The 14,263-nt window shown below is 64.9% G+C and carries 17 protein-coding genes; 11 read left to right on the top strand and 6 right to left on the bottom strand.

What is annotated here, in order from left to right; translation table 11 throughout:
- Nucleotides 1–1,092 (bottom strand): alpha/beta fold hydrolase, encoded by a 1,092-nt coding sequence (locus tag ST3T6A_RS0114210; RefSeq protein WP_019833608.1) that lies wholly within the window; start codon nucleotides 1,090–1,092, stop codon nucleotides 1–3.
- Between the two features lie 25 nt (nucleotides 1,093–1,117).
- Nucleotides 1,118–1,765 carry a GntR family transcriptional regulator gene (locus tag ST3T6A_RS0114205; protein ID WP_019833607.1) on the bottom strand — a complete coding sequence of 216 codons (648 nt, stop codon included), beginning with the start codon at nucleotides 1,763–1,765 and terminating at the stop codon, nucleotides 1,118–1,120.
- Nucleotides 1,766–1,870: 105 nt separating this feature from the next.
- Between ST3T6A_RS0114205 and ST3T6A_RS0114200 the strand changes: the two genes are divergently transcribed.
- Nucleotides 1,871–3,127 (top strand): NAD(P)/FAD-dependent oxidoreductase, encoded by a 1,257-nt coding sequence (locus ST3T6A_RS0114200; RefSeq protein WP_019833606.1) that lies wholly within the window; start codon nucleotides 1,871–1,873, stop codon nucleotides 3,125–3,127.
- Entirely contained in the window at nucleotides 3,124–4,317 is a 1,194-nt protein-coding gene (locus ST3T6A_RS0114195; protein WP_019833605.1) for a M24 family metallopeptidase, read from the top strand. The genes ST3T6A_RS0114200 and ST3T6A_RS0114195 overlap by 4 nt, the downstream gene beginning before the upstream one ends.
- 59 nt (nucleotides 4,318–4,376) lie before the next feature.
- Here ST3T6A_RS0114195 and ST3T6A_RS21870 read toward each other — a convergent pair whose 3' ends face one another.
- A complete protein-coding gene (locus tag ST3T6A_RS21870) occupies nucleotides 4,377–4,571 on the bottom strand; it encodes a hypothetical protein (RefSeq protein WP_019833604.1) in 195 nt (64 codons plus the stop codon).
- A 484-nt stretch (nucleotides 4,572–5,055) separates the two neighbouring features.
- On the opposite strand from ST3T6A_RS21870, the gene ST3T6A_RS0114185 reads away from it, so the two are divergent.
- A complete protein-coding gene (locus ST3T6A_RS0114185) occupies nucleotides 5,056–6,261 on the top strand; it encodes an NAD(P)/FAD-dependent oxidoreductase (protein WP_019833603.1) in 1,206 nt (401 codons plus the stop codon).
- A gap of 343 nt (nucleotides 6,262–6,604) precedes the next feature.
- Here ST3T6A_RS0114185 and ST3T6A_RS0114180 read toward each other — a convergent pair whose 3' ends face one another.
- From ST3T6A_RS0114180 to ST3T6A_RS20255, 3 genes are all read right to left on the bottom strand, one after another.
- Entirely contained in the window at nucleotides 6,605–7,084 is a 480-nt protein-coding gene (locus tag ST3T6A_RS0114180) for a carboxymuconolactone decarboxylase family protein (RefSeq protein WP_019833602.1), read from the bottom strand.
- A 42-nt stretch (nucleotides 7,085–7,126) separates the two neighbouring features.
- Complete coding sequence (locus ST3T6A_RS0114175; RefSeq protein WP_019833601.1) at nucleotides 7,127–7,540, bottom strand: hypothetical protein; 414 nt, start codon at nucleotides 7,538–7,540, stop codon at nucleotides 7,127–7,129.
- A gap of 145 nt (nucleotides 7,541–7,685) precedes the next feature.
- Nucleotides 7,686–8,345, bottom strand: coding sequence for an SDR family oxidoreductase (locus ST3T6A_RS20255; RefSeq protein WP_202804597.1), 660 nt, complete (start codon nucleotides 8,343–8,345; stop codon nucleotides 7,686–7,688).
- 372 nt (nucleotides 8,346–8,717) lie between these two features.
- On the opposite strand from ST3T6A_RS20255, the gene ST3T6A_RS0114165 reads away from it, so the two are divergent.
- The 8 genes from ST3T6A_RS0114165 (at nucleotide 8,718) to ST3T6A_RS21570 (ending at nucleotide 13,913) form a co-directional block, all read left to right on the top strand.
- Nucleotides 8,718–9,347 carry an NADPH-dependent FMN reductase gene (locus ST3T6A_RS0114165; RefSeq protein WP_019833599.1) on the top strand — a complete coding sequence of 210 codons (630 nt, stop codon included), beginning with the start codon at nucleotides 8,718–8,720 and terminating at the stop codon, nucleotides 9,345–9,347.
- A 146-nt stretch (nucleotides 9,348–9,493) separates the two neighbouring features.
- Nucleotides 9,494–10,036 carry an alpha/beta fold hydrolase gene (locus ST3T6A_RS20905; RefSeq protein ID WP_157602867.1) on the top strand — a complete coding sequence of 181 codons (543 nt, stop codon included), beginning with the start codon at nucleotides 9,494–9,496 and terminating at the stop codon, nucleotides 10,034–10,036.
- A gap of 64 nt (nucleotides 10,037–10,100) precedes the next feature.
- Complete coding sequence (locus tag ST3T6A_RS0114155; protein ID WP_019833597.1) at nucleotides 10,101–10,847, top strand: acetoacetate decarboxylase; 747 nt, start codon at nucleotides 10,101–10,103, stop codon at nucleotides 10,845–10,847.
- Between the two features lie 41 nt (nucleotides 10,848–10,888).
- Nucleotides 10,889–11,671 (top strand): 3-hydroxybutyrate dehydrogenase, encoded by a 783-nt coding sequence (locus tag ST3T6A_RS0114150; RefSeq protein ID WP_019833596.1) that lies wholly within the window; start codon nucleotides 10,889–10,891, stop codon nucleotides 11,669–11,671.
- A gap of 10 nt (nucleotides 11,672–11,681) precedes the next feature.
- The gene (locus ST3T6A_RS0114145) at nucleotides 11,682–12,866 is read left to right on the top strand and encodes a DUF3734 domain-containing protein (RefSeq protein ID WP_019833595.1); all 1,185 of its coding nucleotides are present in this window, start codon (nucleotides 11,682–11,684) and stop codon (nucleotides 12,864–12,866) included.
- 230 nt (nucleotides 12,867–13,096) lie between these two features.
- Nucleotides 13,097–13,486, top strand: coding sequence for a hypothetical protein (locus ST3T6A_RS20245; RefSeq protein WP_019833594.1), 390 nt, complete (start codon nucleotides 13,097–13,099; stop codon nucleotides 13,484–13,486).
- A 125-nt stretch (nucleotides 13,487–13,611) separates the two neighbouring features.
- Nucleotides 13,612–13,770 carry a hypothetical protein gene (locus ST3T6A_RS22045; RefSeq protein WP_235785802.1) on the top strand — a complete coding sequence of 53 codons (159 nt, stop codon included), beginning with the start codon at nucleotides 13,612–13,614 and terminating at the stop codon, nucleotides 13,768–13,770.
- Nucleotides 13,771–13,775: 5 nt separating this feature from the next.
- Nucleotides 13,776–13,913 carry a hypothetical protein gene (locus ST3T6A_RS21570; RefSeq protein ID WP_157602863.1) on the top strand — a complete coding sequence of 46 codons (138 nt, stop codon included), beginning with the start codon at nucleotides 13,776–13,778 and terminating at the stop codon, nucleotides 13,911–13,913.
- The last annotated feature ends 350 nt before the right edge of the window (nucleotides 13,914–14,263 follow it).

Here is a 14,263-nt window from a genome sequence, read left to right as displayed (position 1 = left end):
TTATTCCGTGCGCTTGAGCAGGTCCGCCAGATCGGCCTTCCAGTTGACTGCCCATGTGTGCGTGCCGTGGCCGTGCGTGTCGGTGGTTTCGGGGATCAGGCGGAAGCGCGTGTTGGGCATCCGCTTCAGCGCCTCCTGAGGATAAGGGAAGTTGCGCGGATTGATGAAGTCGTCGGCCGAGTTGATCCACGTCATCGGCGTCCTGATCGTCTCCAGCTTCGGCCAGGGATCATAGGTGCGCGAGGAATCGACCTGATAGATCAGATCGTTGGCGTCGAGCCCGGCCACCCCCTTGGCAATGCGCTCGCGGACATAGGCGACGGCGGCGTCACGCTTCGGATAGAGCTTCTGGAAGTTGAGCGGTGCCCCGCCGGCGATGACGAGGATCGATTCCGCCAGCCTCAGCCCTTCCTGTGGCTGCTGCGTATAGTTGCCGCCAGCCCAGGCTGGATCGGCCTCGATCCCGTCGACGATCATCTGCCGCCACATGCGGTTGAGCCCCGCCAGCTCGATCGGCTCGCAGGCGAGCGGCATCAGCGCGCGGGCATAATCCGGATAGGTCTCGCCCCAGACGAAGCCGTGCATGCAGCCCATCGATGTGCCCATGATCAGCCGGGCATGTGCGATGCCGAGGCCGTCGACGAGCAGGTGGTGCTGCAACTCCACCATGTCGCCATAGTCGTAATGCGGGAATTTCATCCGCAGCCCGTCGGACGGCTTCGACGATTTCCCGTGGCCGATATTGTCCGGCAGGATGATCCAGTATTTGCGGATGTCGAGCGGCTGGCCGGGGCCGTACAGCTCGTCGGCGAACTGGGGCACGAGAAACTGGTGGCCGCTGCCGCCAGTGCCGTGGAGCACCATCACCGCATTGTCGATCTCACCCTTCGCATTGCGATGCGGCTCCCCGAGCGTCGTGTAGTGGAGACGGACCTCCGCCATCGTCTCGCCCGAGCGGAAGTGGAAATCGCGCACGACATAGTTCGCTTCCTTCGCCGGCCATTTGGTCTCGGCTACGGGAGCGATCGGAGCAGGAGAGGCGGCCGGTGCCGGCGTGGCGGCTTGAAGCGCGAGGGCGAGCGCGAGGATCATGCGGGGACTCCGAATAAGGAAAGGATCAGCGGCCGAGCTGGCGGCGAAGGTCTGCGAGGGTCGCACCGATATGTTCGGCGGCGAGCGACCTGGCGCGTTCCGCATCGCGCGAGGCCCAGGCTTCCAGTAGCACCCCATGCTCCAGATGCGCCCGGTCCTCGCGGCCGGCGGGTTCGAGATGCTTGTGGACATAGCGTTCCGACAGCACCTGAAGACGCTCGACGAGCTGGGTGGTGAGCAACCGGCCGCTCGGGCGGACCAGCGCCATATGGAAATCGCGATTGCGGGTGGCGACGTCGTCGAGCTGCCCCGAGGACGCCGCCTCGTCGAGTGCGGCGAAAGCGTCCCGCGCGGCCTTCTGGTCCGCCTCGGTGGCGGCGAGTGACGCGGCGGCGACGGCGTCAGGTTCGATCGAGAGACGCAGGGCGAAGATTTCCTCCGCCTCGTCCGCCGACATGGCGCGCACGAAGAAACCGCGATTGGCCTGGCTGACCAGCAGGCCTTCCTGCTCCAGCCGGCCGAACGCCTCGCGCAGCGGTATCTTGCTGACACCCAGTTCGCTGGCGAGCGCGTCCTGACGGATCGGCAGGTCGACCGGGAGCTTGCCGGAAACGATCCGTTCGCGGACGATATTGAAGATCTGTTCGGACAGCGTGCGAACGACGATGCTCATCGGAAATCGGCCTCCAGCCGGATCGCCGGACCGTTCACCGGTGCACAGGGTTGGTTGAACATATATACCGTATACGATAGGGGCGAGTGTCCATCAAGGCGGGCCATGCAGAAAACGGCGATCATCATCGGGGGCGGAGTCGTCGGGCTGGCGAGCGGACTGGCGCTGGCGCGTCGAGGACTGGCGGCGAGGCTGGTCGAGGCCGATCCGGATCGCCGTGCGGCTTCATGGGGCAATGCCGGGCATGTCGCGATCGAACAGGTCGAGCCGCTGGCCTCGCGCGCGGCGATCCGCTCGGCGCCGGGGTGGCTCTTCTCGCGGGGTGGCGCGCTGGCCCTGCCGCCGGGGCAGTGGCGGGCGTGGGCGCCCTTCGCCTGGCGCATGATGGGCGCCGCAAGGCCGCATCGGTTCGAGACGGGGAAGGCCGCGCTGTCGGCGCTGCTCGCGGAGGCGATGCCGGCATGGCGTCGTTTCGCGGAGAGCCTGCCGGAGCGAGGCTTGTTGCGCGAGGATGGGCATTATGTGCTCTGGGGCAGCCCTGCTGCCGCCATGAAGGGGCGGGCCGCATGGGCAAATGCCGATACCGGCACCGCACGCTTCCACGATATCGATGAAGGAGAGCGGCGGACACTGGCCTCGCTGCTGGGGGCAGACCCCGCCGGCGCGATCCGGTTCGAGAATACAGGGCAGATCGACGATCTCAGCCGCCTCGCCGAGGCGCTGGAGACGGCCTTCCGCGCTGTCGGCGGCGAGATCGTGCGGGGGCGGGCACGCCTGGAGCTTGTCGGCGGACGGGCTGGCGTCTCGATCGAGGGTAGCGCCGCCGAGGTGCCGGATCATGTCGTGCTCGCGGCGGGCGTGCGATCCGGCGGGCTGATCGCGCCGCTGGGGCATAGGGCGCCGATCATCGCGGAACGCGGCTATCATATCCGTGCGCGAAGCCATGACTGGCCGGCGCACCTGCCGCCCCTGGTGTTCGAGGATCGCTCGATGATCGTCACGCGCTATGCCGATTGCGTGCAGGCGGCGAGCTTCGTCGAACTGGGCGAGCCGGACGCGGCCCCCGATCCCGCCAAATGGGCGCGGCTGGAACGGCATGTCCTCGAACTGGGCCTGCCGATGCGGGGGCCGTTCGAGCGCTGGATGGGCGCGCGGCCCACGCTGCCCGACTATCTCCCCGCGATCGGCCGCAGTGCGCGGGCGGGCAATCTGCTCTACGCCTTCGGGCATCAGCATCTGGGGCTTACGCTTGCGCCTATCACCGGCGAGATTGTCGGCGCGCTCGCGATGGGCGAAAGGCCGCCTGTGAAGATCGACGCGTTCGACCTCGAACGCTTCGCCGGACGAGGAAGACGGACATGACCATCGGAGGCTCCACCGCCGCAGCCGAACTCGCCGCCATCGGCCCGTGGGCGACCCCGGCCGCCGGGATCACCCGCGCGGAGCGGCTCCATCGCATCGAGCGCGCGCGTGGTCTCACCGAGACGATGGGTGCCGATGCCTTGCTCATCAACGCGGGTGCGTCGCTGCGCTATTTCGCAGGCGTGCCATGGGGCGCGACCGAGCGGCTGGTGGCGATGTTGTTGCCGGTGCGTGGCGAGCCGGTGATGGTCTGCCCGCACTTCGAGTTGGGGTCGTTACAGGCGGATCTGTTGATCGATGTCGACATCCGCCTCTGGCAGGAGGACGAGAATCCGCACGCGCTCGTCGCCGATGCGCTGGCGGGGATGGGCGTGCGGCGGCTGGCGATCGATCCGGCGCTGCCCTTCCAGATGGCCGAGCGACTGCGCCGGGCCGCTCCGGGCGTCGAACTGGTCGATGGCGCGCCCGCGATCGACGGCTGCCGCATGCGCAAGTCCCCCGCCGAGATCGCGCTGATGCAGCAGGCCAAGGACATGACGCTGGAGGTGCATCGCCGCGCCGCGCGCATCATGGCGCCTGGCATCACCACCACCGAGGTGAAGCGCTTCATCGACGAGGCCCATCGCGCGATGGGCGCGTCGGGCTCCAGCTTCTGCATCGTGCAATATGGCCGCGCCACGGCGTTCCCGCACGGCCTTCCCGGCGAGCAGTGGCTGGAGGAGGGCGATCTTGTGCTCATCGATACGGGTTGCACGGTCGAGGGCTATCATTCCGACATCACGCGCACCTATGCCTTCGGCAAACCGTCGGATGAGGCGCGCGCCATCTGGGAGGTCGAGAAGGAAGCGCAGGCCGCCGCCTTCGCCGCGGCCGTCCCCGGCGCGCCGTGCGAAAGCGTCGACGATGCGGCCCGCGTGGTGCTGGCAAAGGCGGGGCTGGGGCCGGATTATCGCCTGCCGGGGCTCCCGCATCGGACGGGCCACGGCATCGGCCTGTCGATCCATGAGCCTGCCTATCTGGTGCGGGGCGACCGGACGCCGCTGGACACGGGGATGTGCTTCTCCAACGAACCGATGATCGTGGTGCCCGACCGCTTCGGCGTGCGGCTGGAGGATCATTTCTACATGACCGAGGCCGGCCCCCGCTGGTTCACTCAGCCGCAGCCGGCCATCGATCGGCCGTTCGCCTGAGGGTCGTTCCCATCCCATCCTGCATCAGGTGAGCGTGATCCCGCCGTCCACGCGGAGCGTCATGCCGTTGACGGAGCTGCCGTCCGGTCCGGCGAGGAGAGCGCCGCCTGCGCCAATTCCTGCGCCCTGCCGAGGCGGCCGGCCGGGATCGTCTCCGATAGCGCGACTTCGAGGTTCGGCAGATGATCGGTCGGGATGCCGGGTTTGCTCGGGATCGAGCCGCCGTCGCGCAGGAGCGGAAGGATTTTCTGCACACCGAAGAAGACGGAACGCTTGTTCGTCCGGAAATGCGCGTCGTAATTTCGATCTCCTGCTAGGGCGGGTGTTTCCTGGCTAAACCCCGCGAATTTCTTCCGCTGCTCTCCCTCAAGGTTAGGGGCTCCTCTCTTTTGGTATAGTCTTTCCTGTGCGTCTTGGGCCTTTGCCTCCGATGTGCGGTGAGCGATCTGCTTTCGCTATGGAACGCGCCGAGCAGATCGCGGCCCCGGCCGACGCGGGAAAGTCCCGCCATCGAGAACGATCCGGCCGTGACATGCCCCTCGGAGCGGGCCGCGAGCCCATCGCCCCGCATCTTCCCGTCGCCGGGCAAGCCTCGCGGCTCCGGGAGAGGATCTCCCTTTCGCGGTGTGAGGGGGAGGGCGGAGCGCCCGAACCGGGACATCCGAAATCGTCGACCTGACAGTGACCGAGCGTCCGTTGAGCAGGGTGCAACGCCAACCTCTGAAGAAGGAATACGTCATGCAACAGATCATCATCATCGGCGCGGGCTTTGCCGGCATGTATGCGGCGATCGCCGCGGCGAAGGTGCGTCACGATCAAGGCGTCTCGCCCGAAGCGCTGCGCATCGCCGTGGTGTCGCCGGAGCCGCATCTCGTGATCCGCCCGCGCCTCTATGAGCAGAAGCCGGAAACGATGGCCGCGCCGCTGAGCGATCTCTTCAACGCGCTCGACATCCACTACATCCGGGGCCGCGCCGAGACGATCGACACGGCCGCGAACACGATCACCGTCGTCGATGCCGACGGCAAGGCTAGCACGCACGCTTATGACCGCCTCGTGCTGGCCGCCGGCAGCCATCTCTTCCGTCCGGGCATTCCGGGCATCGAGCACGCCTTCAGCACCGCGCAACTCGACGAGGCGGTGGCTCTCGATCGCCACCTGCATGCGCTGGCCGCCAAGCCGTCGACGCCGGCCCGCAACACCGTGGTCGTCGGCGGCGCCGGCTTCACCGGCCTCGAAGTTGCGACGGAGATGCCCGCCCGTCTGCGCGCCATTCTCGGCGATGATGCGGATATCCGCGTCGTGATCGTCGATCGCTCGGCCTCGGTCGCCCCGGAAATGGGCGCGGAGCCGCGTCCCTATATCGAGGAGACGCTGAACAGGCTGGGCGTGGAATCGAAGCTTGGCGCCGGCATCGGTTCGCTCGACGGCAAGGGCGTGACCCTCGGCGACGGCGAGTATATCGAGAGCGACACCATCGTCTGGGCCGCCGGCATGCGCGCCAGCCCGCTCACCGCGCAGATCCCGGCCGAGCGCGATCCGCTGGGCCGCATCATCGGTGAAGCCGATCTCCGGGTGCCCGGCATCGCCAACGTCTTCGCCACCGGCGACAATGTGAAGGCGGCCACCGATGCCGACGGCCACTTCTGCTTGATGTCGTGTCAGCATGCGAACCGCCTCGGCTCGTTCGCGGGCCACAATGCGGCGACGGACCTGCTGGGCCTCGAAACCAAGCCTTATGACCAGCCGTCCTATGTGACCTGCCTCGATCTCGGCGGGGACGTCGCTCTCTTCACCCGCGGCTGGACGGCGAAGGTCGAAGTGACGGGCGCCGACGCGAAGAAGATCAAGCAGGAGATCAACACCGTGTGGATCTACCCGCCGAAGGCCGACAAGGAGACCGCGTTCGCGGCCGCCGAAAGCGTCCGGACGATCAACTACTGATCGTGTTTGCGATGGAATGAGAGTGTGGCGGCATGGATGTCAGGCCATGTCGCCCACTTCTTCCCGTGTTTCGGAGCGGCCGTCCCGGAGAGGATGGCGGTTCGCGCGAGCGCCCGCGCAAGTTCGGAGGCGCCGCCACAATCGAAGATGGAGATATCCGTCGATCGAGAGCGGGTCATGCCGCCCGTCGAGCGGATCGCAATTCGCATCCTAGAGGAGCGACTGGAGCCGGGCTGCCTTCATGGCAGGAGGCACGGCGACCTGGGTCGGTGCCGTGCCTCCTGCCAAAATCCTTTGCTGACGAAGGATATGCCGGTGAGACATATCCTTCGCTGCATTGCTATCAGGCCGCCTGCGCTGCCGGCTTGTCGGTCGCATCCACCCCGTGGATCGCGCGCAGGCCGATCTGGAGGCGGTTCCAGAGATTGATCGCGCCGATCTGGAAGGTCAGATAGGCGATCTCCGTCTCGTTGAAGTGACGCTGGAGTTCTTCGTAGAGCGCATCCGGCGCACCCGTTTCCGAAACCGTGGTCAGCGTCTCGGTCCAGGCCAGCGCGGCGCGCTCGCGATCGTTGAACAGCGGGGACTCCCTCCAGGCGTTCAGCAGGTGGATGCGCATGTCGCTTTCGCCCTGCTTCACGGCTTCCTTGGCGTGCATATGGATGCAGAAGGAGCAGCCGTTGATCTGCGATGCGCGCAGCTTCACCAGATGGAGCAGGCTGTGATCGACGCCGCTGCTCGCGATCGCGCCTTCGACGGCCATCATCGCTTTGACGCCCGCCGACGCGGTCTGGAAGATGTTTTGACGAGGGGTCAGGGTCATTTCACGTCTCCGTTGGAAAGAGGATGGACAGGGATAACCGGCTCAGGCGCGGGCCAAGGACGGCTGGTCGCGCATGGATTGCGCGGTAATCAGCAAGCCGAGGATCGCCGGCAGGGTGACTGCGGGGAAATCGCGGGCGAGCGCGGACGCGCCGCAGATGCCGACCGCGACCTCCCAGAAGTGGAACAGCGCATGGCCGCTCAGCCAAAGTGCCGGGGCAGCCCATAGGACCGTGCGGAATTGCGGCCGGAAAGCGCCTGTCAGGAACGACGTTCCGATGAACAGGAAGATGAATCCGATATCGCGGATGAAATGCTGGTTGAAAGGCCCGGTCGTGGTGACGCCGGGCACCGCGAAATACCAGTTTGCGGGCGACGCCAGCATGAAGATGCCGTTCGCCTCGGCGAGGACACCCAAAATGATCGCAACGGCAATGCTGAGTTTCTTGAGCATCATGTCAGTCCTAGTCCGATGTCCGGTCCCGCAGAGCGATGAGGGCATCAATGTCCGGGCGGCTGCGATGCGTTGGCCAACCACCAGTTGATCCAGGTCGATCCGCGCTGCGCCTTCGCGTCGGGAAGGAGCGTGCCTTCGCCGAGCTTCACGCCGAAATAATCGGCTTCGGGGTCGACGCGGACCGTTCGGGGGCCCCGTCGAAGGCCAGCACCATGGCGATCAGTTCGCTCATCGAGAAGACTTCCGGCCCGGCAATCTCGATCAGGTTGTTGCCGGGCTCGTTGAGCGCGGCGGCCGCCACGAAGGTGGCCACGTCCTCCGCTGCGATCGGCTGGATGTTCGCCTGGTTCACGCGAACGACATTGCCGAGCGTGCCCGCCTCGGCGATGCCGCGCACGAATTCGAAGAACTGCGTTGCACGGATCAGCGTATAGGGAATTGGGGATTCCCTGACGAAGCGCTCCTGGGCCAGCTTGGCGCGAAAATACCCGCTGCCCTGCAACCGGTCGGTGCCGACGACGGAGAGCGCCACATGGTGCCTCACGCCGGCCCTGACCTCCGCAGCCAGGATGTTCCTGCCGGCCGTCTGGAAGAAGTCGAGCGCAGACTGGTCGTCAAACGCCGGTGCGTTGGCGACGTCTACGACGACGCTCGCTCCATCGAAGGCATCATCAAGCCCTTCGCCGGTGATGACGTTGATGCCTGTGCGCGGGGAGGCCGCAACAACCTCGTGACCGGCAGCATCGAGCTTCTCCGAAACTTTCGATCCGATGAGGCCGGTTCCGCCGATTACTGCGATCTTCATGGCGCGGACTCTTTCAAACTCGATACGATATGTTCAGACCTACGTTATCGACTTGCCCGGAGGGTCGCGAGAACCGAGAATCGAGAAAAGAACTGTACCAAGCGGGATCGGGTCAGTCGGCGTTCCGATAATGGGAGGGAGGCCGAAATTTCCCGGGGTTTGGCCATTATGGTGCAGTTCTCGATCCGGAGCCGTAACGGGATACCCGTCGGTCAGGCGATACCGAATGGTATAGTCGTAGTTTCAGCTCTTGGGTCTTCTCAGGTGATGTCGGCGCCGGTCTAATGCTCCGTGTGGCGGCGATGGTCGCTCTCCACGCTGCTTCGCCGGCGATTTTGGAAGCCCGAGATGGTTCAAGACGATGCTTCATCCATGAGCAGGCTCTGGGTGCCGCAGGCTGAGGCCGCGATCCTCGCGTTCGCGGGGAGTTCGCGGCGGGGTTCTCTCAATCAGAAGCTGCTCGAAGTGGCCATCGGCAATGCGATCGCATTGGGGGCCGAGGTGTCGGTCATCGATCTGCGGGATCTGGAACTGCCGATCTACGACCAGGATCTCGAAGCGGAGGCGATGCCGCAGAACGTCTTGGTCTTCCGGCAGATTCTGGCTGCGCATGACGGATTTCTGATCGCCAGCCCGGAATATAACGGATCGCTGGCGCCGCTGCTGAAGAATGCGCTCGACTGGAGTTCCCGCCCGACCTCCGGGATCGACGGGATCGATCCTTATCGGGGGAAGATCGCCTCGATCATGTCGGCGTCGATGGGGCCGTTCGGCGGGCTGCGCTCGCTCGGCCATCTCCGCGGCGTGCTGAGCAAGATGGGGGTGCTGGTCCTGCCGGAGGAACTGGCGCTGCCCATGGCCCATACCGCCTTCGAGCGGGAGAAGCTCCGCGAGGAGAGCGTGCATCGCGCTCTCGAGCGGCAGATTGCCCAGTTCGTGGGGGCCTTGCGTCTGACCGGGGATCATCTCTGCGGCGCGGGAAGCGCGGTCGCCATCTCCTGATTTCCGCGAGAGCCAATCGATGAGATGTCGCTGCGGCTCGGTGTAAGATATTGATCGGAATAGATTTTCAAACAACGAGATATATGTGCCGTGTTCCATGAACGACAGGTTTCATTGGTACATTCGGTTTTGATCGTCTCGGTTCTATGGCCGCCCCTGCGAGGAAGCTACTCGTCCGGCGAGCCGCAAGACGGGCCTTCGTCATGAAAGTTTGCCTGATATTGGTTTCCACATTGCTTCTGGTTTCGTCGAACATGCCGCTTCTGGCGGAGCAGCCGACCTCTCGGGCGGGCGCGCTCACGATGGGCGGCCGTACCATTCGCTATGCCGAATATGGTCGCGGCATTGCGACAGTTCTCGTCCATGGCGGTTTCGCGCGAACCCCGGCGTTCGACAAGCAGATACCGGCGCTCACCGCGAACTTCCGGGTCGTTATCGTCGAGCCGGTCGGGCTGCCGGAGGGCGAGCAGGTAAGCCGTCGCGCGTTGCGGCCGGACGATGTGGACGCGTTGCTCCGGCATCTCGGCATTCCGCGAGGCGATGTCGTGTCGTTCAGCGATGCGGGTTTGGTCGGGCTCCGACTGGCGGCCGAACCGTTGGGCGATGTCGGCGATCCTTCGAGGCTCGATACCCGCGAACGCGACATGATCGGCGCCTCGTCCGCTTCGAAGGCTGCGTCTCAACAATGAATGCCCCGATCGGACGAGCCATGTCCGTCGGAAGGTTCCGTCCCCTCTCGTTCCGGAGAGTTTCATGAAGATCGACCAGATTCGCGGCCAGAGCTTCGCCATGCCGGCGCATCGGCCCGCTTATCCCAAGCCGCCTTTCCGGTTCCTCCGGCGCGAATATCTCATCATTTCCTACGAGACGGACCCGGAGGCGCTGGCAGCGATCGTGCCCGAGCCGCTCAGGGCGAACAGTCCGGTCGTCCACTATGAGTTCATCCGGATGCCCGACTCCACGGGCTTCGGCGACTATACCGAGAGCGGGCAGGTCGTCTCGGTGATCGACCCGGAAGGCCGCAAGGCCAATTACACCCACGCCATGTATCTCGACGATGAAGGCCCGATCGCGGCCGGCCGGGAGATCTGGGGATTCCCGAAGAAGCTCGCCAGGCCGGTGCTGCGCATCGACGGCAACGACACGCTGCTCGGCACGCTCGATTATGGCACGCAGCGCGTCGCCACCGGCACGATGGGTTATAAATACGAGACGCTCGATCTGGAGAAGGAGCGCGCCGCGCTCGCCGGGACACCGAACTATCTCCTCAAGATCATCCCGCATGTCGATGGCACGGCGCGTATCTGCGAGCTGGTGCGCTTCTTCCTGCGCGACGTGACCGTCCATGGCGCCTGGACCGGCCCCGGTGCGCTCGATCTGCTGCCCCATGCGCTGGCGCCTGTGGCGGACCTGCCCGTGCGGCGGGTGATCGGCGCCAAGCATGTGCTGGCGGACCTGACGCTCGATATCGGCGAGGTCGCCTTCGATTATCTCGCCTGACCCTTTTCCTCCCTTTGCCAATGATCTGAAGGAATGAAAGCATGAGCCTCAAGGACAAGGTCGCGCTCATCACCGGCGCCGCGAGCGGCATCGGCGCGGATTGCGCGCGCCTGATGGCTTCGCAGGGCGCGAAGGTGGTGATCGCGGACCTCAACCTCGGCGCGGCGCAGGCGATGGCCGACGAGATCGAGGCTGCCGGCGGTGTCGCTATCGCGGTTGGCATGGACGTGACCCAGGAGGATGCGGTCGACGCCGGCATCGACGAAACGGTCGCGAAGCTCGGATCGATCGACGTGCTGGTGTCGAACGCCGGCATCCAGATCGTGAAGCCGATCGAGGAATATCCCTTCGCCGACTGGAAGAAGATGCTCGCCATCCATCTGGACGGCGCCTTTCTCACCACGCGCGCGGCGATCCGCCACATGTATGCTTCGGGCCGCGGCGGCTCGATCATCTATATGGGCTCGGTCCACTCGCATGAGGCGTCCAAGCTGAAAGCGCCCTATGTCACCGCCAAGCACGGCCTGCTCGGCCTTGCCCGCGTGGTGGCGAAGGAAGGCGGTCCGCGCGGCGTGCGCGCCAATGTCGTGTGCCCCGGCTTCGTCCGCACCCCGCTCGTCGACAAGCAGATCCCGGAGCAGGCCGCCGCGCTCGGCATCACCGAGGAGCAGGTGGTCAAGGACGTGATGCTCAAGGACACGGTGGATGGAGAGTTCACGACGGTCGCCGACGTGGCGCAGACGGTCGCGTTCCTCGCGGGCTTCGAGTCCAACGCGCTAACCGGTCAGTCGATCATCGTCAGCCATGGCTGGGCGATGAAGTAAGGAGCGGCACATGGCTTATGACGCGAAAGCCGGCCGGGTTGACAAGCCCATTGCCGACGTTTCGGCTTATGGCGAGATCGCTCTCGTCCTGCAGGGCGGTGGCGCGTTGGGCTCTTATCAAGCAGGCGTCTTCCAGGGGCTGGCCGAGGCGGGCATCGAGCCGAGCTGGATCGCCGGCATCTCCATCGGCGCGCTGAACACCGCGATCATCGCGGGCAATGCGCCTGAAAACCGGCTGGCGGCGCTCAGGGGCTTCTGGGAGGCGATCTCGCGGCCCGAGGATCATCTTGGGCTGGCGGGCTCGATGATGCTGAAGTCGATGGGGCTCGACGCCGCGGCGCGGCGGCTTTCGAGTGGATGGTCCGCGCTGCGGACGATCTGGGAAGGGCAGGGGGAGTTCTTCCTGCCCGTTCGCCATCTTCCGTTCGCGGCGCTCGACCGGAAGCCGCCGAGCGAGGTCAGCTATTACGACACCACGCCGCTGCTCGCGACGCTGGAGCGCTTCGCGGATTTCGGCCGCATCAACAATGGCGACATCCGCGTGTCGGTCGGCGCGGTGAATGTGCGGGACGGCAATTTCTCCTATTTCGACAATCGGGAGATCAAGCTGGAGCCCAGGCATTTCCTGGCCTCGGGCGCGTTGCCGCCGGCTTTCCCGGCCGTCGAGATCGATGGCGAATATTATTGGGACGGCGGCATCGTCTCCAACACGCCACTGATCGAGGTGCTCCGCGAGGCGCGCGAGAAGGACGTGCTGGTGTTCCAGGTCGATCTCTGGAGCGCGCGCGGCCGCCTGCCGGGCGATCATGCCGACGTCGAGGAGCGGCTGAAGGACATCCGTTACTCGAGCAAGACCCGCGCCATCACCGACATGATGGGCGAGCGGCGCCGTCGCGCCCATGTCGTGCAGGAACTGCTCTCGCTGATCCCGCCCGACATGCAGGCGAACAATGATGTTCTGGAGAAGGCTCGCGCGATCGCGACCCTGGGCACGGTTAATATCTTCCACCTGATCTACCAGAATAAATCCTTCGAGGGCTATTATAAGGACGCCGAATTCAGCCGTGCGACCATGCTGGAGCATTGGGCGAGTGGCCTGAAGGACATGCAGGATTCGCTACAATACCGCGATTGGCTGGATATTCCTGGCAGGGATGTCGGGTTCGTCACGCACGACGTGCATCGGCATCGTTGACGTCGAAGGGGAAGGCCGAGAGGTTTTCCCCTTCCATCTGATGGAAGAGTGCTGAACAGCCGCGCCACTCGAATGGCGCTGTTGTATAGTCAGCGGGATATTGCCGAAAAATACTCTCATGCGTGATGATCGTTTCGTTCAATATCCAGCGAATTTTTCCTCTTCATGGTACAGTCCGGTTTTAATGTCTTGGAACTGACGTGTCTTGAGGTGGTGCCGTATAAGGCGTCATGAAATACGCATCCCTGACCTCTGCGGAATTCGCTCTGAGCGAGCGGGATTTGCTGGAGAGGCTCGCGGCTTCCCCCGTTTATGGCTTCCGCCTCGGCCGCCCGCTTTCGAAGCTGGAGCGGGACGTCCTCAGGCTTGCGGATAAGGATGGGCTTTCCACCATTCAAAAACCGGGACGTGTACGTGGCTGGTTCCGGTGGATGCTGGGCTTGTCCCCGGCCAATCCGCTGGCCGATCCGCGGCTCGAAGCACTGCGGCGTTACCATGTCGCCATGCGGTTCGGGCGTGTTGATCTGATGGACCAAGCAGCAAACCTTCGTTGCGGCGCGAGCTGGCGTGGCCCGGCCCGCCCTGGCGTGGCGAAGATGCAGGACGGCTCTTCTTCCTGACCATCCCTCCTCAGGAGGTCTCGATGCTTCATCATGTTGCACCGGCGGACAAACAGCCGCTTCGGCCCTCCCATTGGACGCGGAAGCGGGCGGGGCGTTCGCATTGGCGGACGCTTTGGCGTTTGGTGGTCGCGATTGTCTCGGCGATGCTGCTTTACGGCCTGTATGTTGGCATGCTTCGATTACTGGAAGATGCGCTCCCCGCGATCGTCATAACGCTTCTCGCCCCGGTGAGCCTTGTGTCGATCATGGCCGGCAGTGCTCGCAGCGGACGACATCCGTGAAGTGGATGTCCATCCTGCTGGCGGCGGGGCTAGGCCCTGAACAGGCGATGCAGGTCACGGCCGGCATCGAACTCTGCCTGCAACAATTGCGGGCCTACTCGATTGCCATACCGTTGTCGGTGTTCGTTCTGCGCAGATCGTAGCGGTTGCGGGCCGAATGAGCCCAGTCTCCGTAGTCATAGGCCGATCCCGTCGGCAGACGCCCGCCATCCCCCGAAGGGGATGGCGTTTTCGTTGGGGAAAATTGCCCGGCCGCAGGGGAGGGGGGCTGTGCGGCCGGGCCAGCGTTGATCGGTGCCACACAGGGTGGGGGAAGGCCGGAAGGCGGCAGGAGCCGTCATTGGGCCGGGCATGGCTTTCCGATCTACGCTGAACTCTTTGCGGGCTATCGTCGCCTCGTCATGCGCTTCATCTAGGCCTGAACGCGCGCGGGGCCTAGGACCAAGCTGTTAGAAACGGACTGGACCATGATGGTTGCCGGTCACGTTTCTCA

Source organism: Sphingomonas sp. PR090111-T3T-6A, from assembly GCF_000383095.1.
Classification (GTDB): Bacteria; Pseudomonadota; Alphaproteobacteria; order Sphingomonadales; family Sphingomonadaceae; genus Solisphingomonas.
The sequence above is the reverse complement of the archived record's forward strand: the minus strand, read 5'-3'. Positions and strand labels throughout refer to the sequence as shown.